12 protein-coding genes are annotated in these 17,053 nt (G+C 67.4%); 6 read left to right on the top strand and 6 right to left on the bottom strand.

Going from position 1 to position 17,053, the window contains the following annotated elements:
- Positions 1-48 precede the first annotated feature (48 nt).
- Both CAL12_RS15735 and CAL12_RS15740 read left to right on the top strand, forming a co-directional pair.
- Positions 49-261, top strand: a complete 213-nt coding sequence (locus tag CAL12_RS15735) for a DUF1059 domain-containing protein (RefSeq protein ID WP_086065500.1) — start codon at positions 49-51, stop codon at positions 259-261.
- A 149-nt stretch (positions 262-410) separates the two neighbouring features.
- Positions 411-1,805 (top strand): FAD-binding oxidoreductase, encoded by a 1,395-nt coding sequence (locus CAL12_RS15740; protein WP_086065501.1) that lies wholly within the window; start codon positions 411-413, stop codon positions 1,803-1,805.
- On the opposite strand, the gene CAL12_RS15745 is transcribed toward CAL12_RS15740, so the two are convergent.
- Positions 1,792-2,469 carry an ABC transporter ATP-binding protein gene (locus CAL12_RS15745; protein WP_198298251.1) on the bottom strand — a complete coding sequence of 226 codons (678 nt, stop codon included), beginning with the start codon at positions 2,467-2,469 and terminating at the stop codon, positions 1,792-1,794. The genes CAL12_RS15740 and CAL12_RS15745 overlap by 14 nt on opposite strands.
- Here CAL12_RS15745 and CAL12_RS15750 point away from each other — a divergent pair.
- Positions 2,468-3,124, top strand: a complete 657-nt coding sequence (locus CAL12_RS15750; protein ID WP_086067917.1) for an arylesterase — start codon at positions 2,468-2,470, stop codon at positions 3,122-3,124. The two genes, CAL12_RS15745 and CAL12_RS15750, sit on opposite strands and share 2 nt — an antisense overlap.
- A 73-nt stretch (positions 3,125-3,197) precedes the next feature.
- Here CAL12_RS15750 and CAL12_RS15755 read toward each other — a convergent pair whose 3' ends face one another.
- Positions 3,198-5,165 carry a SurA N-terminal domain-containing protein gene (locus CAL12_RS15755; protein ID WP_086065503.1) on the bottom strand — a complete coding sequence of 656 codons (1,968 nt, stop codon included), beginning with the start codon at positions 5,163-5,165 and terminating at the stop codon, positions 3,198-3,200.
- A 199-nt stretch (positions 5,166-5,364) separates the two neighbouring features.
- Here CAL12_RS15755 and ugpQ point away from each other — a divergent pair, with 199 nt between their 5' ends.
- Together ugpQ and CAL12_RS15765 are read left to right on the top strand one after the other, a co-directional pair.
- Positions 5,365-6,114: a glycerophosphodiester phosphodiesterase gene (gene ugpQ / locus CAL12_RS15760; protein WP_086065504.1), complete on the top strand. Its 750-nt coding sequence runs from the start codon at positions 5,365-5,367 to the stop codon at positions 6,112-6,114.
- A gap of 29 nt (positions 6,115-6,143) precedes the next feature.
- Positions 6,144-6,998 (top strand): 23S rRNA (adenine(2030)-N(6))-methyltransferase RlmJ, encoded by an 855-nt coding sequence (locus CAL12_RS15765; protein WP_086065505.1) that lies wholly within the window; start codon positions 6,144-6,146, stop codon positions 6,996-6,998.
- 94 nt (positions 6,999-7,092) lie between these two features.
- Here CAL12_RS15765 and CAL12_RS15770 read toward each other — a convergent pair whose 3' ends face one another.
- From CAL12_RS15770 to CAL12_RS15780, 3 genes are read right to left on the bottom strand one after another with little or no spacing between them, the layout of a single operon-like run.
- Positions 7,093-8,613 (bottom strand): efflux transporter outer membrane subunit, encoded by a 1,521-nt coding sequence (locus CAL12_RS15770; RefSeq protein WP_420042727.1) that lies wholly within the window; start codon positions 8,611-8,613, stop codon positions 7,093-7,095.
- Positions 8,610-11,801: an efflux RND transporter permease subunit gene (locus CAL12_RS15775; RefSeq protein WP_086065507.1), complete on the bottom strand. Its 3,192-nt coding sequence runs from the start codon at positions 11,799-11,801 to the stop codon at positions 8,610-8,612. The genes CAL12_RS15770 and CAL12_RS15775 overlap by 4 nt, the downstream gene beginning before the upstream one ends.
- A 21-nt stretch (positions 11,802-11,822) precedes the next feature.
- On the bottom strand, positions 11,823-13,013 hold the full coding sequence (locus CAL12_RS15780; protein ID WP_086065508.1) for an efflux RND transporter periplasmic adaptor subunit: 1,191 nt from the start codon (positions 13,011-13,013) through the stop codon (positions 11,823-11,825).
- Between the two features lie 223 nt (positions 13,014-13,236).
- On the opposite strand from CAL12_RS15780, the gene CAL12_RS15785 reads away from it, so the two are divergent.
- A complete protein-coding gene (locus tag CAL12_RS15785; RefSeq protein WP_086067918.1) occupies positions 13,237-14,172 on the top strand; it encodes a LysR family transcriptional regulator in 936 nt (311 codons plus the stop codon).
- A 31-nt stretch (positions 14,173-14,203) separates the two neighbouring features.
- Here CAL12_RS15785 and mdeB read toward each other — a convergent pair whose 3' ends face one another.
- A complete protein-coding gene (gene mdeB / locus CAL12_RS15790) occupies positions 14,204-16,912 on the bottom strand; it encodes an alpha-ketoglutarate dehydrogenase (RefSeq protein WP_086067919.1) in 2,709 nt (902 codons plus the stop codon).
- Between the last annotated feature and the right edge of the window lie 141 nt (positions 16,913-17,053).

A 17,053-nucleotide genomic window follows, 5' to 3' on the forward strand; every position in this document is an offset into this window, starting at 1 on the left:
TTGTCCCAGGCGCGCACGAGCCCCGGCCCAGGTACGGAGGAGCACACCATGACGCGCAAATACATCGATTGCCGCGAGTTCCCCAGCGACAGCCATTGCACCGTCGCGCTATCGGCCGATAGCGATGACGAACTGCTGGAAGCTGCCGTACAACACGCCTGCGCGGTTCACCACCACTCGGATACGCCCGAGCTGCGCACGCAGATCCGCACCCTTTTCCACGAGGGTACGCCGCCGGTCGAATCGCCGCCGCGGGCCTGAGAAACAGCGCCCGGAACCGCCGGGCGCGCGCAACGCGGCCCGGCCGGCGTGACCGCGTTGCCCCCAATCGGCGCCCGGCCGCTCCTTGCCCGCGCGCCCCGCCGGCAACGCGCGCGGGGCATACCCATGCCCCGTCGAAGGGGGTATTCATGTTCACACTGTCCAGCACCGCCTTGGACGACCTCAAGGCCAACACACGCGGCCGTGTCGTTCTTCCCACGGATCCCGACTACGACGAAGTACGCAAGGTGTGGAATGCGATGATCGACCGGCGTCCGGCCGCCATCGTGCGTTGCGCCGGCGTCGCCGACATCCGCCGCGCGATCCTGTTCGCACGCGAACACGGCGTGCCGCTGACGATACGCGGCGCCGGCCACAACATTGCCGGCAGCGCGATCTGCGACGATGGCCTCATGATGGACCTGTCGCCGATGCGCGCCATCCGTATCGACCCCGCCGCGCAGCACGCGTGGGTCGAACCGGGCGCCACGCTGGCCGACTTCGACCACGAAGCGCAGGCCTTCGGCCTGGCGACGCCGGTGGGCATCAATTCGACCACCGGCATTGCCGGCCTGACCCTGGGCGGCGGATTCGGCTGGCTGAGCCGCCGCTATGGCATGACGATAGACAACCTGCGCGCCGCGGACGTGCTCACTGCCGATGGCGAGCTCATCCGGGCCAGTCCCAACACGCATGAAGACCTGTTCTGGGCCATCCGCGGCGGCGGCGGCAATTTCGGCGCGGTGTCGATGTTCGAATTCCAGCTGCACGCCGTGGGGCCGCAGATCTACGGTGGCCTGGTCGTTTTCCCGATGGCGCAGGCGCGCGAGGCGCTGCGGGCGTATCGCGCCGCCGCGCAATCCATGCCGGAAGAATTGACCGTGTGGGCGGTGCTGCGCAAGGCGCCGCCCTTGCCCTTCCTGCCGACGGAAACGCACGGCCAGCCGGTCATCGTCTTCGCGGTCTGCTATAGCGGGCCCGTGCAGAACGGCGAGCTGGTGACGGAGGCCGTGCGACAGTTCGGCACGGCGTATGGCGAGCATCTGGGCGCCATGCCCTATACCGCCTGGCAGAAGGCTTTCGACCCACTGTTGACGCCGGGCGCGCGCAACTACTGGAAGTCGCATGACTTCGACGAACTGTCGGACGACCTGTTCGACACGCTGATCGATTCGGCATCGCGGCTGCCTTCTCCGCAATGCGAAATCTTCCTGGGCCAGCTGGGCGGCCATGCCGGCCGCATACCGCCTGACGCCATGGCCTATCCGAACCGCAACGCACGGTTCATCGTCAACGTGCATTCGCGCTGGGAGAGCCCGACGGACGACGCAGCCTGCATAGGCTGGGCACGCGAGTTCTTCGACGCGGCGGCGCCCTTCGCGCTGGGCAGCGTATACGTGAATTTCATGACGGAAGAAGAATCCACGCGCATCAGCGCCGCCTACGGACCCAACTACACCCGGCTGCGCGCGATCAAGGGCCGCTACGATCCGCACAATCTGTTCCGGCATAACCAGAACATCGCCCCCGTCACGCGGACGTGACCACCTTTCCCGCCGCCAGGACCAGCTGACGTTCGCAGCGGGCCGCGAGCCCGGGGTCGTGCGTCACGAGCACCAGCGTGGCGCCGTGTTCGCGGTGCAATTCGAAGATCAGGTCTATCACGCGTTCGCCGGTGGCCGCGTCCAGGCTGCCGGTGGGCTCGTCGGCGAACAACAGGTCTGGCCGGACCACGAAGGCGCGTGCCAGGGACACCCGCTGCTGCTCGCCGCCCGATAGCGTCCTGGGATAGTGATGCAGGCGGTCGCCCAGGCCGACGCGCTCCAGCATGGCGCGCGCCGCCTCGCGCGCCGGCTGGCCCGCCAGTTCCAGCGGCAACATGACGTTTTCCAGTGCCGTCAGGTTCGGCAGCAGCTGGAAGGACTGGAATACGAAGCCCACATGATTGGCGCGCAGCCGCGCGCGTCCGTCCTCATCCAGGGCGAACAGATCGCGGCCGGCCAACGTGACCGATCCGCTGCTGGGAACATCCAGGCCGGCCAGCAGTCCCAACAGGGTCGATTTACCCGAACCGGAACTGCCCGTAATCGCCAGGGCCGTCCCGGCCGGGACCGTAAAATCGATACCATCCAGTATGGCCAGCGTGCCGCCCGCGTCGGCGACCTGCTTGCCCAATCCCCGCACCTCTATCGCATTACCCGTATCCATGCGCCCGCTCATCCGTTTGTTGTTCGCGACCATCCTGTCCCTGCTGGCGGCCAGTGCCCACGCTCAGACCGCCGCAAACCCCGCTGGTTCCAATAATGGCACCGGCGAGCATAAGACCATACTCGTGGTGGGTGACAGTCTATCCGCCGAGTATGGCATCGCGCGGGGCACGGGATGGGTGCCGCTGCTGGGGCGCCGCCTGGCCCAGGAATATCCCGGCTGGTCGGTGGCCAATGCCAGCATCAGCGGCGATACCACCAGCGGCGGCCTGACACGCCTGCCCGCCTTGCTGAAGCAGCGTCCGGCGATCGTGATCCTGGAGCTGGGCTCCAACGACGCCCTGCGCGGCCTGCCGCTGGCCATGACCGAGCAGAACCTGACGGCGATGGCGCGGCAGGCCAGTCAGGCGGGCGCGAAGGTATTGCTGGTGGGCATGCAGATACCGCCCAACTACGGCCGCGCCTACGCGGATCAGTTTCGTGAACTGTTCGTCAAGGTGGCGGCGGCGGAAAACGCCGGCCTGGTGCCTTTCCTGATGGATGGCATCGCCACCGATCGCGAGATGTTCCAGCCGGACGGTATACACCCCAACGAACAAGGGCAGCCGCGCCTACTGGAGAACGTATGGGGTGGGCTGGAACCGATGTTGAAGTAATCGGGATTGCCATCGGGACGGCGATCCCGACGATGGTCGGGGCGGCGGGCCTGGATCCCGCCGCGCCCGGCGATCAGCCCGTCTGCTGCTCGGTGTCGCCGCCCTGCAGGACGCGCTGCGCCTCGGGCGCGATTTCCACCTTGTATTGCTGACGCAGCATTTTCAGCACGGCTTCGTTCTCAGCCTGGCCCCAGGCGCCCGACAGTTGCTGCTTCAGGCTGGCCAGGGCGTCCGCGTCGGTCTTGCCGGGCTCCACCTTGTCGATGCGCGCGACCACGTAGTCATCGCCATCGCGCGCGCCGGCGTAGGAAGGCAACGGCGTGGCCGGCGCCCGCATGACGGCGTCCAGCACCGGGCGCGCCATGTTCTGCGTATTCTGCCGCGACACATCCACCGCATTGCCGAAGCCGTCGGCCGGGGCCGCGGGATTCTTGCGCAGGGCTTCCAGCGCCTGCTGGCCCGCCTTGGCGGCGGCGTCCGAGGCGCGCGTTTCGACCAGGCGCTGGCGGATCTTGTCCTTCAACTGATCCAGCGGCGGCACGTGGGCCGGCGTATTGGCGGCGACCCGGACCACCACCATGGTGTCGGAGGAAAGCTCGATCACACCGGAATTCTGCTTGTCGCGCAGGACCTCGGGGCTGAACAGCGCCTGGCGCACGCGCGGGTTGTCCAGCAGGGCCGAATCGGGGCTGGCCGAAGCCGCGCCCGCGCCAGCCTGGTCCTGCGGCAGCAGGCCGGTGCGGGTGATGCCCCCCGCCTGGCGTATCTTCAGGCCGAGCGCGTCGGCGGCCGGCTGCAGGCTGTCGCGCTGGTCATAGACCAGGGACGTCAGCTTGGTGGCCATATCCGAAAAACGCGACGCGGCGATCTGCTTGCGGATTTCTTCGGTGATCTGGTCGCGGACTTCCGCCAGCGGCTTGGTCTGCGCCGGCTGCAGGTCGGTCAGCTGCACGACGTGCAGGCCGAACGGGCTTTCGATCACACTGGACACCTGCCCCTTCCGCAAGCCGTCGATGGCCTTCTGCAGCGACGGCGTGAGCATGCCCGGGCCGATCCAGCCCAGGTCGCCGCCCTTGCTGGCGGAACCGGCGTCCTCGGAATACTTCTTGGCCAGGTCGGCGAAGGCGCCGGGATTGGCGGCGGCCTGCCTGGCGATGTCGTCGGCCTTGGCGCGCGCGGCCTTGCGCTGCGCGTCGCTGGCGTCGGCCGCCAGCTTGATCATGATGTGGCTGGCGCGGCGGCGTTCGGGCTGGCCGAAGCGGCTCTTGTTCTGCTCGTAGTACTTGGCGATGTCGTCATCGCTGACCTTGATGCCGGCGCTGGCGGCGGCTTCATCCAGCACCACGTACTGGGCCTGGACCTGGTCCGGCACCTGGTACTGCTGCTTGTTGTCGTCGTACCACTTCTGCATATCGGCGTCGCTGACCTGGACCTGGCCCTTGTAGTCGGCCGCGGCGAAGCGGCGCGTCGCCACGTGGCGGGTCTCGGTCAAGGCATGGTCGATGGAGGCGGCCACCTCGGCCGGCAGGCGGGCCGACTGCGCGATCGGATCCAGCACCCGTCCCACGGCCAGGTCGCGCCGCAGGCCGGCTTCGAAGGCGGCGGGCGTCAGGCCTTGCGCGGCCAGCGCGGCGCGGTAGCGTTCCGGGGAGAACTTGCCGTTGTCCTGCACGGCGGGATTCGACGCGATCGTATTGCGCAGGGTCTCGTCCGATACGGAGAACCGGTTGTCGGCGGCCGCGGCGGCCAGCAGGCGCTGGTTGATCAGCTGATCCAGCAGCCGTTCACGCATGGCCGGCGTGTCGAACAGCGCGGGGTCGAATTGCGCGCCCATCATCTGCCGGTACTGGTCCAGCTGGTCGCGCCGGGCCTGGTCGTATTCGCGTTGGGTGATGGGCTTGCCGTTCACCGTCGCCATCTTGGGCTCTTCGGACATGAAGCTGCTGTAGCTTTGCACGCCGAAGAAGGCGAAGGTCGGAACGATCAGGATCAGCAGGATGAACTGCATCCAACGCTGATGGTTGCGGATGAAATCGAACATGTGGTCCCTGTAGCGGCGGACGTGTGAAAACGCATGTGAAAGCACATGCCCGGCGCAAAAAAAAAGCGAACCGGATTCGCCTCGCTTTCTTGACGGTTAGTACCGGATCAGCGCGCTGGAGTTTAACACTTCCGGCAGGGGTGATCCGCTGCGGTATCCTTGGCGCATTGCGCCGACGAATCGCACAGGAACCGCTGTCATGGATACTCCCCTTCCCGCCTGGCCCTATCCCCGCCTGATCGCCCACCGCGGGGGCGGCAAGCTGGCGCCCGAAAACACCATGGCCGCCATGCGCGCCGGCGCAGGGCACGGCTACCGGATGTTCGAATACGACGTGAAGCTCAGCAAGGACAATGCGCTGATCCTGCTGCACGACGACGACGTCGACCGCACCACCGACGGACACGGCCCGGCCAGCGGCATGACCTACGCCGAACTCGCCGCGCTGGATGCCGGCGCCTGGCATTCCCCCGCTTACGCCGGGGCGCGCATACCCAAGCTGGAGGAAGTCGCCCGCTACACCATCGAACAGGGCATCGCCAGCAACGTCGAAATCAAGCCCTGCCCGGGCCGCGACAGCGAAACGGGCACCGCAGTGGCGCTGGCCGTCCGCGAGCTCTGGCGCGATGCGGCCGTGCCCCCGCTGCTGTCGTCGTTCTCCGAGGTGGCCCTGGCCGCCGCGCACGTGGCGGCGCCGCAACTGCCGCGCGGGCTGCTGGTGGAGCAGATCCCCATGGACTGGCGCGACCGCCTCGTGCAGCACGATTGCATCGCCTTGAACGTCAACCAGAAGGACGTCACGCCGGAGCTGGTCAAGATGGTGCACGCGGCGGGATACCGGCTGACGGCCTGGACCGTCAACGATCCGGCGCGCGCGCGCCAGTTGCTGGACTGGGGCGTGGACGGCATCTTCACCGACGAACTTGCGGCCATCCGGCCGGATGCCTGAACGGCACGCCAGCCCCGGAGCCCCCCGCCTTGTTCAGCTACCGCCACGCCTTCCACGCCGGCAACCATGCCGACGTGCTCAAACACGCCATCCTGATCCACGTGCTGGACTACCTGGGACAGAAGGACGCGCCTTATTGGGTGATCGATACCCATGCCGGCGCCGGCCTGTACCGGCTGGACAGCGATTGGGCCAGCAAGAACGCCGAATTCGCCGACGGTGTCGGCCGCCTGTGGGAGTCCGCCGATGCCCCGCCCCTGGTGGCCCGCTACCTGGAGCGTGTCCGCGACTACAACCGCGACGGCAGGCTGCGCCATTACCCCGGCTCGCCGTGGCTGGCGCTGGATGCGCTGCGCGAGCACGACCGCCTGCGTCTGTTCGAGGCCCATCCGACCGAAGCGGAAGTGCTGGTCTCCAATCTGGAAAAGCAAGGCGGCCTGGCCTTGCGCCAGACCACCATCTATGACACCGATGGCTTCGAGGGCATGAAGGCCCTGCTGCCGCCACCGCCGCGGCGCGGACTGGTGGTGATCGATCCTTCCTACGAAGACAAGCAGGACTACCGGCGGGTCGCGCTGGCCCTGAAGGAAGGCTTGAAGCGTTTCGCCACCGGCGTATATGCCGTGTGGTATCCGCAGGTGCAGCGGCGGGAATCGCTGGAGCTGCCACGCCAGCTGGAGAAGGCCGGCAAGCGCTGGCTGCACGTGTCGCTCTCGGTCAGGAAGCCGGCCGCGGACGGTTTCGGCCTGCATGGCAGCGGCATGTTCCTGGTGAACCCGCCCTGGACGCTGGCCGCCCAACTGAAAGAGGCGATGCCCTGGCTGACGCAGCAACTAGCGCAGGACGAGCGCGCGCGCTACACGCTGGATTCCGCGGAAGGCTGACGCCGACATCCCATGCCTGGCGCCCATGCTGGCGCCTTTGCCAGCGCCATGCCGGCGCCCCTGGCGAGGCGCGCCAGCGCTTTCCTTCCGGCTCCTATTGAACGACGGTTCCCGGCGCCTGGCCCGCCTGCGCCGGCGCCTGCTGCGCCTGGACGGTGTGCTCCGTCCAGCCGCCACCCAGCACCCGATACAGATCCACCAGATTGGTCAGGCGCGCCAGCCGCGTCTGCACCAGCACCTGCTGCGAGTCGTATAGCGAACGCTGCGAATCCAGCACGTTCAAGTAGCTGTCCACGCCCTGCCGGAAACGCTGCTGCGACAGGTCGTAGGCGCGCTGGTTGGCCTGCACCAGCAGTTGCTGCGCGCGGATCTGGTCGTCGATCGTGCCGCGTCCCGCCAGCGCGTCGGCCACGTCGCGGAAGGCCGACTGGATGGCGCGTTCGTAGTTGGCGATCTCGATGCGTTTCTGCACCTTGGCAAGATCCAGGTTGGCCTGCAGCGAACCGCCCGCGAAGATCGGCACCGCGATCTGCGGCGCAAAGCTCCATACGCCCTGCCCGCCGTCGAACAGGCGTCCCAGGCTGGCGCTGGCCGTGCCCGCGCTGGCCGTCAGCGAGATGGTCGGGAAGAAGGCCGCGCGCGCCGCGCCGATGTTGGCGTTGGCGGCCTCCAACTGATGTTCCGCCGCGCGGATGTCAGGGCGGCGTTCCAGCAGTTCGGACGGCATCCCTGCCGGCAAGGTCGTCGGCATCATGGCATCGTTCAATGCCGACGGCGTTTCCAGTCTTGCCCGCACGTCCTGCGGCAGCGGATTGCCCAGCAGCAGCACCAGGGCATTCATGTCCTGCGCGACCTGGCGTTCGAACTGGGCCTGGTTGCGTTCGGCCGTGCGCACCGAGACCTCCGCCTGGCTCAGGTCCAGCGCGGTGGCGATGTCGTTGTCGAAGCTCTGCTTGGTCAGGTCATAGGAGTCGCGCTGGCTCTTCAAGGTGTCGCGCGTAAGCTGCAGCAATTCCTGGTCACTGCGCAAGGTCAGGTAGGCCGTCGCCACTTCCGACACCAGCGACAGCTGCGTGGCCGTGCGCGTCTCGTCCTGCGCCAGGTACAGCTGCAATGCCTGCTCGTTCAGGCTGCGGATGCGGCCGAACAGGTCCAGTTCCCAGGAAGAGATGCTGGCGCCCACCTGGTAGGTGCGGCTGGTCACCGCGCTGCCGCTGCGCGACAGATCGGCCGGCGTGCGCTGCGCGGTTTCCTGCGCGCCCACCGCCACCGTCGGCAACAGCTCGGAACGCTGGATGCGGTATTGCGCCCGCGCGGCCTCGACGTTGAGCGCGGCCACGCGCAGGTCGCGGTTGTTCTCCAGCGACAGCGTGATCAGCTGCTGCAACAGCGGGTCCGTGAAGAACTCGCGCCAGCCGACGTCGGACGTGGCGACACCGCCCGCGGGCACGGTCGCCTGGTTGGCCGACCGGTACGCCGGACCGCTGGGATACGCGGCGTCGATGGGCGCCGCGGGACGTTCATAGTCCGGCATCAGGGTGCAGCCCGCCAGCGCCGCCACGAAGGCGGCCGACAGGGAGAAACGCAGCGTCGTTGTCATTCTCGTGGTCGTCATTCGGCGTGTCCCCCTTCCGGGACGGACGGAACCGAACGGTGTTTCGGATCGTTGGGATCGTGCGGATCGCCGCGTTCACTATGCCGCTTGACCTTGAACAGGCGCAGCATGGCCACGAAGAAGGTCGGCACGAAGAAGATGGCCAGGAAGGTCGCCGTCAGCATGCCGCCGATCACGCCGGTACCGATGGCGTTCTGGCTGCCCGAGCCCGCGCCGTTGGCGATGGCCAGCGGCACGACGCCCAGGATGAAGGCCATCGACGTCATCAGGATGGGTCGCAGGCGCTGCCGGGCAGCATGGATCGCCGCTTCGGTCAGGCTGGCGCCTGACTCGTAGTGCTCCTTGGCGAATTCCACGATCAGGATCGCGTTCTTCGCCGCCAGCCCCACCGTCGTCAGCAGGCCCACCTGGAAATAGACGTCGTTGGACAGCCCTCGCAACAGCGTCGCCGCCAGCGCGCCGATGATCCCCAGCGGGACCACCATCATCACCGCCGTCGGTATCGACCAGCTTTCGTACAAGGCGGCCAGGCACAGGAACACCACGATCAGCGAGATCGCATACAGCGCGGGCGCCTGCGAACCGGAAAGCCGCTCTTCGTACGACAGGCCTGTCCATTCGTAGCCGATGCCGGGCGGCATGGTGGCGGCCAGGCGCTCCATTTCCGCCATCGCTTCGCCGGTACTGTGGCCCGGGCTGGGCTGCCCCAGGATTTCATAGGCCGGCACGCCGTTGTAGCGGTTCAGCTTCTGCGGGCCGTAGCTCCATTCGGCCGAGGCGAAGGCCGAGAACGGCACCATATCGCCCTGCGCATTGCGCACGTACCACTTGTTCAAGTCGTCGGGCAGCATGCGCGAGCTGGGCACGCCCTGCACGTACACCTTCTTGACGCGGCCGCGATCGATGAAATCGTTGACGTAGCTGGAGCCCCAGGCCGTGGTCAGCACGCTGTTCAGGTCCTGGATGGAAATACCCAGCACGCGCGCCTTCTCGCGATCGATATTCAGGCGGTATTGCGGCGCGTCTTCCACGCTGTTGGGCCGCACGCCGGCCAGGATGGGACTCTTCGCGGCTTCCCCGAGCAGCTTGTTGCGGGCGTTCAGCAATGCATCATGGCCCAGGCCCGCGCGATCGACCAGCATCAGGTCGAAGCCCGTGGCGTTGCCGAGTTCCAGCACGGCCGGCGGCGGGAAGGCGGCAACCTGGGCGTCGCGGATGTTCTTGGCGAAATACCCGGAGGCGCGCGCCGCCAGCGCGCCCACCTTCCGGCTCGCTTCCGAGCGGTCGCCCCAGTCCTTCAGCTTCACGAACATCATGCCCGCGTTCTGGCCACGGCCGCCGAAATTGAAACCGTTGATGGAGAACACCGACGCCACCGTGTCCTTCTCGTTTTCGAGCAGGTACTTGGTGGCCTGGTCGATGACCGCCTGCGTGCGTTCGGCCGTGGCGCCCGAAGGCGTGGCGACCTGCACGAACAGGATGCCCTGGTCCTCGTCAGGCAGGAAGGACGTCGGGATGCGGGCGAACAGGAACACCATCCCGGCCACGATCAAGGCGTAGATCAGCATCAGCCGCGGCGTGCGGTTCAGCACGCGCGCGACGGTATTGGCGTACCCGTGGCTGCCGCGGTTGAAGGCGCGGTTGAACCAGCCGAAGAAGCCGGTCTTGGCTTCGTGGTGGTCCTTGTCGATGGGCTTGAGCAGCGTCGCGCACAGCGCCGGCGTGAAGACCAGCGCGACCAGCACCGACAAGGCCATCGACGAGACGATGGTGATGGAAAACTGCCGGTAGATCACCCCGGTGGAGCCGCCGAAGAAGGCCATGGGAATGAACACGGCGGCCAGCACCATGGCGATGCCCACCAGCGCCCCGGTGATCTGTTCCATGGATTTGCGCGTGGCCTGGCGTGGCGTCAGCCCTTCTTCAGCCATGACCCGCTCGACGTTTTCCACCACCACGATGGCGTCGTCCACCAGCAGGCCGATGGCCAGCACCATGCCGAACATCGTCAGCGTATTGATGGAATAGCCGAATGCCGCCAGTACGCCGAAGGTGCCCAGCAGCACGACCGGCACCGCCAATGTCGGAATCAACGTGGCGCGCAGGTTCTGCAGGAACAGGTACATGACCAGGAACACCAGCACGATGGCTTCGCCCAGGGTCTTGAACACGTCCTCGATGGACAGTTCGACGAAAGGCGTGGTGTCGTAGGGATAGACCACCTCCATGCCCGGCGGGAAGAAGGGCTTCAGGCCGTCGATGGTGTGGCGGATCGCTTCGGCCGTGTCCAGGGCATTGGCGCCGCTGGCCAGCTTGACGGCCAGGCCGGCCGCGGGCTTGCCGTTGTACAGGCTGTCGATGGTGTAGCTCTGCGCGCCCAGCGCGACGCTGCCGACGTCGCGCAGGCGGACCTGCGAGCCGTCCGGATTGACCTTGAGCAGGATGTTGGCGAACTGATCGGCCGTCTGCAGCCGGCTGGGCCCGATGATGGTGGCCGTCAGGTCCTGGCCGCGCACGGCCGGCAGGCCGCCCAGCTGGCCGGTGGACACCTGCACGTTCTGCGTCGAGATCGCGTTGACCACATCGATGGTGGTCAGGTTGTAGTTCAGCAGCTTGGCGGGATCCAGCCAGATGCGCATCGCGTATTGCGAGCCGAACAGCTGGAAGTCGCCCACGCCGCTGGTGCGGCTGATCGGATCCTGCACATAGGACGCCACATAGTCGGCCAGGTCGGCGCGCGTCATGCTGCCGTCGGTCGAGATGAAGCCCGCCACCAGCAGGAAGTTCTTGGTCGCCTTGGTGACCCGGATACCCTGCTGCTGCACTTCCTGCGGCAGCAGGGGCTGCGCCAGCGACAGCTTGTTCTGCACCTGCACCTGGGCGGTGTCGGGGTTGGTGCCTTGCCCGAAGGTCAGCGTGATGGTCACGCTGCCGTCGGCCGCGCTTTCCGAACTCAGGTATTCCAGGTTGTCCAGGCCGTTCATCTGCTGTTCGATGACCTGCACTACCGTGTCCTGCACCGTCTGCGCCGAGGCACCGGGGTAGTTCACCTGGATGCTGATGGACGGCGGCGCGATGGCGGGATACTGGGACACCGGCAGCCGCAGGATGGACAGCGCGCCCGCCAGCATCATGACGATGGCGATCACCCAGGCGAAAACCGGCCTTTCGATAAAAAACTTAGCCATGCTTGAAACTCCTTGCCGGCCTTACTGGGCCGGCGCGGCCGGGGCCGCCGCCGGGGATGCCGGCTGGGCGCTGACCTCGTGCGGGGCGACTTCCATGCCAGGGCGTATGGTCTGCACGCCTTCGACCACGACCTTGTCGCCGGGCTTCAGGCCGCTCGTCACCAGCCAGTTGGCGCCGATGGCGCGGTCGGTGACCAGGTCGCGCGTCTGGATCTTGCCCTGGTCGTCGACGATGTAGGCGATGGGGCTGCCGCGCTGGTTGCGCGACACGCCGCGCTGCGGCACCAACAGGCCTTCGGTGGCCACGCCGTCGACCAGCTTGGCGCGTACGAACATGCCGGGCAGCAGCCGGTGTTCGGGATTGGGGAACACCGCGCGCAGCGTGACCGAACCGGTGCTCTGGTCCACCGTCACTTCGGAAAACTGCAGCTTGCCGTCATGGTTGTATTGCGTGCCGTCTTCCAGGGTCAGGCCGACCTGGGCGGCCTGCTCGCCGGCGGCGCGCTTGATTTCGCCCTTGGCCAGTTGATCCTGCAAACGCAGCAGCTGCACGCTGGACTGCACGACGTCGACGTAGATGGGATCGATCTGCTGGATGGAGGCCAGCGCGTTGGTCTGGTTGGCCGTTACCAGCGCCCCTTCCGTCACATTGGAGCGGCCGATGATGCCTTCGATGGGCGACAGCACCTTGGTATAGACCAGGTTGATGCGGGCGGTATCGACGGCGGCCTTGGCGGACAGCACGTCGGCCTTGGCCTGGTCGCGCGACGCCACCGCGTCGTCGTAGGTCTGGCGGCTGATGGCGCGCGTTTCCGTCAGCGGCTTGTAGCGCTCGGCCAGCAGGGTTGCGGTCTTGACCTGGGCTTCGGCACGCGCCAGCGCGGCGCGCTGGCTGTCCAGCGTGGCCTGGTAAAGGGCAGGATCGATCTGGTACAGCTGCTGGCCGGCCTTGACGGTGCCGCCCTCCGTGAACAGGCGCTTGAGGACGATGCCGTTCACCTGCGGGCGCACTTCGGCGACCCGGAACGGCGAGGTGCGGCCGGGCAGTTCCGTGGTCAGGGATACCGGCTGCGCCTTCAGGGTCACCACGCCGACGGTAGGCTTGGATGCGGTGGCCGCTGCGTTGTCTTTCTTGCCGCAAGCAGCCAGCGTAAGCGCAAGCACGCCAACCGCGGCCGCCGCGGCCGCGCGCCCGGCAGTCTTCTTGTTCATAAGATGCATTTCCTGATTCCTGCTGGAGGCGGCCGGCGAACGCCGACCGTCGTCACTGTCACGGCAATGCGGCCGGCGGCAGGCCGTGCCCGCGTTGCTGCATTGCAAAAGCCCAGATTTTGCACTATTCCATCCGCGTAACAAAGACCGGGGCCACGAAAACATAGTTCCACTGGTGAGACAATCGGTGGAAAATCACGCCATGACAAAACGCCTGCAAACCATGGAGCTCTTCGTCGAAGTCGCGCGCGCGAAGAGCTTCAGCCGCGCCGCCCTGGTCCTCGGCATCCCCAAGTCCACCCTGTCCCGCCAGGTGGCGGAACTGGAGCGGTCGCTGGGCGTGCAATTGCTCAGCCGCACTACCCGCAAGGTCGAATTGACCGACGCGGGATCGCGCTACTTCGAACGCTGCCAGCACATCGTTGCCGAAGCGCAGATCGCCGACCAGGAAATCCAGGGCCTGGCCAGTACGCCGGCCGGGCCGCTGCGCGTCAACATGCCGGTGGACTTCGGCACCGACTTCCTGGCCGAATCGCTGATGGCATTCTCGCGCCGCTACCCCGACGTCACCTTCCACCTGGACATGGCGGCCCCCGAACACGCGGGCAAGGTCTTCCTGTCCTGCGACGTCGCCATCGAGATCGGCGAACGGCAATCGGCCACCCATATCGCTCGGCTGCTCGGCTCGATATCGGTCTACCTGTACGCCTCGCCGGAATACCTGGCCAGCCGCGGCGTGCCGAGGCAGCCCGACGATCTGACGATACATGAGTGCATGGAGTTCCGCGCGACCTTGGGCGCGCGGGTGACGCCGTGGCCGCTGCACAGGAACGGCGAACGTATCGAATTCCATCCGGGAAAGCGCTTCTCGCTGAACAGCGCCAGCATGCTACGGCGGCTGGCGACGCTGGGCGCGGGCATCGCGGTGCTGAGCGACGTCAGCGCGTCCCAGGAAGTGGCGGCCGGCCGGCTGCAGCGCGTGCTGCCGGACTGGGAGGTGGGGCCCTTTCCCGTATACGCGGTGACGGAAACCCGCTTGCTGCCCGTCAAGACCCGCATATTCGTCGAGTTCCTGACCGAGCGGCTGCAGCACGAGTGGTCACGCCAGGGTAAGGGTAGCGCAGCGCCCTTGCCTGCCATCGGGGCTGAAACCGACTGAAATAGCTGATGCGGCCCTACTTATCGCAGGGTTAATGTTCCCAAGGCGGCACCAGGCGGTAGTCGCTGGCGCGCCCGCCAGCAAGGCGATCGCGCACGGCCGCCGCGTCATCGTCGCGCCCCAGCAGCGCCAGCGCGCCCAATACCTGCCAGTCGGCGCCGACTTCGAAGAAGTCGCGCAGGCGGGCCCGCGTATCGCTGCGGCCGAAACCGTCGGTGCCCAGCGTGCGGTAAGGGGCGCCGACCCATGGGCGTATCTGTTCCGGGACATTCCGCACGTAATCGCTGGCGGCCAGCGTCGGCAGCGGCGAGGCCCGCCATTGCGACTCGATCCAGGACGGGGCCGTGTCCTGGCCCAGCAGGCGCGCACGCTCCACCGTGCGGGCGTCGCGCGCCAGTTCGGAAAAGCTCGTCACGCTCCAGACCTCGGCCGCGATGCCATGGTCGTCGCGCAGGCGTTGGGCGGCGATCACCGCTTCGGCCACGATGGCGCCCGCGGCAAGCAGGCGGATGGCCGGCTCGCCATCGGCCGGCCGCAGGCGGTACATGCCACGCAGGATGCCCACGCGCACGTCGGCGCCGTCCGGCATGTCCGGCTGCGGCAGGTTTTCGTTGGTCACGGTCAGGTAGTAGAACTCGTCGCGCTGTTCGCGCAGCATGCGCTGCAGGCCGGCTTCGACGATCACCGCGACCTCGTAGGCGAAGGCGGGATCGTAGGCGCGGCAGTTCGGGATGGTCGCCGCCACGATATGGCTGCTGCCGTCCTGATGCTGCAGGCCTTCGCCGCCCAGCGTGGTGCGGCCCGACGTGGCGCCGACCAGGAAGCCGCGCGTACGCTGGTCCGCCGCCGCCCAGATCAGGTCGCCGACACGCTGGAACCCGAACATCGAGTAGTAGATGTAGAACGGCAGCATGGGCAGGCCGTTGACCGAATAGCTCGTACCCGCCGCGATCCACGACGACAGCGCGCCGGCCTCGGTGATGCCTTCCTCCAGGATCTGGCCGTCGTGCGCCTCGCGGTAATGCAGCACCGAGCCGATGTCCTCGGGTTCGTAGAGCTGGCCCTGCGAGGAATAGATCCCGATCTGCCGGAACAGGTTGGCCATGCCGAAGGTGCGTGCCTCGTCGGCTACGATGGGCACGATGCGCGGACCGATATCGGCGTCCTTCAGCAAGGCCGTCAGCATGCGCACGATGGCCATCGTGCTGGACATTTCCTTGCCGCGCGGCGCCAGCGCGAAGGCGGCCCAGGCCTCGGCCGGCGGCGCGGGCAGCGACGGCGCGGCCGAACGGCGGCGCGGCACGCAGCCGCCCAGCTCGGCGCGGCGCGCGCGCAGGTAACGCATCTCGGCGCTTTCCGGGTCGGGGCGATAGAAGGACAGCGCCGCGCAATCGGCGTCGCTGATCGGCAAGGCGAAGCGGTCCCGAAAGGCCAGCAGCGCTTCCACGTCCAGCTTCTTTTGCTGGTGCGTGGTCATCCTGCCCTGCCCCGCCTCGCCCATGCCGTAGCCCTTCTTGGTCTGCGCCAGGATCACCGTCGGCTGTCCGGCATGCCGGACCGCGCGGTGATAGGCGGCGTGGATCTTGGCGATGTCATGGCCGCCGCGGCGCAGCCTGTCGATGGCCTCGTCCGACCAATCCGCGACCAGGGCCGCCAGCGCGGGATCGCGGTCGAAGAAGTGGCGGCGGTTGTAGGCGCCATCCTTGGCGGCAAAGGTCTGGAACTGGCCGTCCACGGTATGGGAAAACGCGCGCGCCAGCGCCCCCGTGGCGTCACGGGCCAGCAGCGGATCCCAGTCGGCGCCCCAGAGCAGCTTGATGACGTTCCAGCCGGCGCCGGCATACAGCGTTTCCAGTTCGTCGATGATGCGTCCGTTGCCGCGCACGGGTCCGTCCAGGCGCTGCAGGTTGCAGTTGACGACGAACACCAGATTGTCCAGGCGTTCGCGCGCGGCCAGGGTCAGCGCGGCGACCGATTCGGGCTCGTCCATCTCGCCGTCGCCGAAGATGCCCCAGACCTTGCGGTCCGAAGGCGCGGCCAGCCCGCGGTGCTCCAGGTAGCGCATGAAGCGCGCCTGGTAGATGGCGTTGATGGGACCGATGCCCATGGACCCGGTGGGAAACTGCCAGAAGTCCGGCATCAGCCAGGGATGCGGATAGGAAGACAGTCCGCGCAGCCCATGTTCGGCCGCCGTGATCTCGCGGCGGAAGTGTGCCAGGTCCGGCTCGCCCAGGAAGCCTTCCAGGAACGCGCGCGCATAGACGCCGGGTGCGGAATGCGGCTGCATGTACACCAGGTCGCCGCCGTGGCCGTCCGTGGGGGCTCGCCAGAAATGGTTGAAGCCCACCTCGAACAGATCCGCGGCCGACGCATAGCTGGCGATGTGCCCGCCCAGTTCCCCATGCGCCTGGTTGGCGCGTACCACCATGGCCAGCGCGTTCCAGCGGTTGATGGAGGCGATGCGCTCTTCGATGCGCAGGTCGCCGGGGAACGGCGGTTCCTGGTCCGCGGGGATGGTGTTCAGGTATGCGGAGGCCACCGGCCCGTGGCCCCGCACGCCCAGCCGGGCGGCGTGCGCCAGCAGCTGTTCGAGCACGAAGGCGGCGCGATCGGGGCCTTCCGCCGCGACCAGCGCGGCCAGCGCGTCGCGCCATTCGGCCGTTTCCACGGGATCGCTGTCCTGCGGAATGCGGGCGCCGCCAGCGGCGCCGCCTTCCGCGGTTTGCGCCCATTGCGCCATATCGGTGTCGAACATGCCGGTCTCCCTTGCCACGCCATCGGGTGATGTAGGACTCAATTACCCGTCATCATGCTAGACGCGGCGGCGCGGCATAGGGCATTGAAATAAGCGCCCCGGGCACCGCCAGACGGCATAAAATGC

The organism is Bordetella genomosp. 8, assembly GCF_002119685.1.
Taxonomy (GTDB): domain Bacteria; phylum Pseudomonadota; class Gammaproteobacteria; order Burkholderiales; family Burkholderiaceae_B; genus Bordetella_C.

Excerpts from the sequence above, each read along its gene's own strand:
- CAL12_RS15735 (WP_086065500.1), top strand. The coding sequence starts at position 49 with ATGACGCGCAAATACATCGATTGCCGCGAGTTCCCCAGCGACAGCCAT.
- CAL12_RS15740 (WP_086065501.1), top strand. The coding sequence starts at position 411 with ATGTTCACACTGTCCAGCACCGCCTTGGACGACCTCAAGGCCAACACA.
- CAL12_RS15750 (WP_086067917.1), top strand. The coding sequence starts at position 2,468 with ATGCGCCCGCTCATCCGTTTGTTGTTCGCGACCATCCTGTCCCTGCTG.
- CAL12_RS15745 (WP_198298251.1), bottom strand. The coding sequence starts at position 2,469 with ATGGATACGGGTAATGCGATAGAGGTGCGGGGATTGGGCAAGCAGGTC.
- CAL12_RS15755 (WP_086065503.1), bottom strand. The coding sequence starts at position 5,165 with ATGTTCGATTTCATCCGCAACCATCAGCGTTGGATGCAGTTCATCCTG.
- ugpQ (WP_086065504.1), top strand. The coding sequence starts at position 5,365 with ATGGATACTCCCCTTCCCGCCTGGCCCTATCCCCGCCTGATCGCCCAC.
- CAL12_RS15770 (WP_420042727.1), bottom strand. The coding sequence starts at position 8,613 with ATGACGACCACGAGAATGACAACGACGCTGCGTTTCTCCCTGTCGGCC.
- CAL12_RS15775 (WP_086065507.1), bottom strand. The coding sequence starts at position 11,801 with ATGGCTAAGTTTTTTATCGAAAGGCCGGTTTTCGCCTGGGTGATCGCC.
- CAL12_RS15780 (WP_086065508.1), bottom strand. The coding sequence starts at position 13,013 with ATGAACAAGAAGACTGCCGGGCGCGCGGCCGCGGCGGCCGCGGTTGGC.
- CAL12_RS15785 (WP_086067918.1), top strand. The coding sequence starts at position 13,237 with ATGGAGCTCTTCGTCGAAGTCGCGCGCGCGAAGAGCTTCAGCCGCGCC.
- mdeB (WP_086067919.1), bottom strand. The coding sequence starts at position 16,912 with ATGGCGCAATGGGCGCAAACCGCGGAAGGCGGCGCCGCTGGCGGCGCC.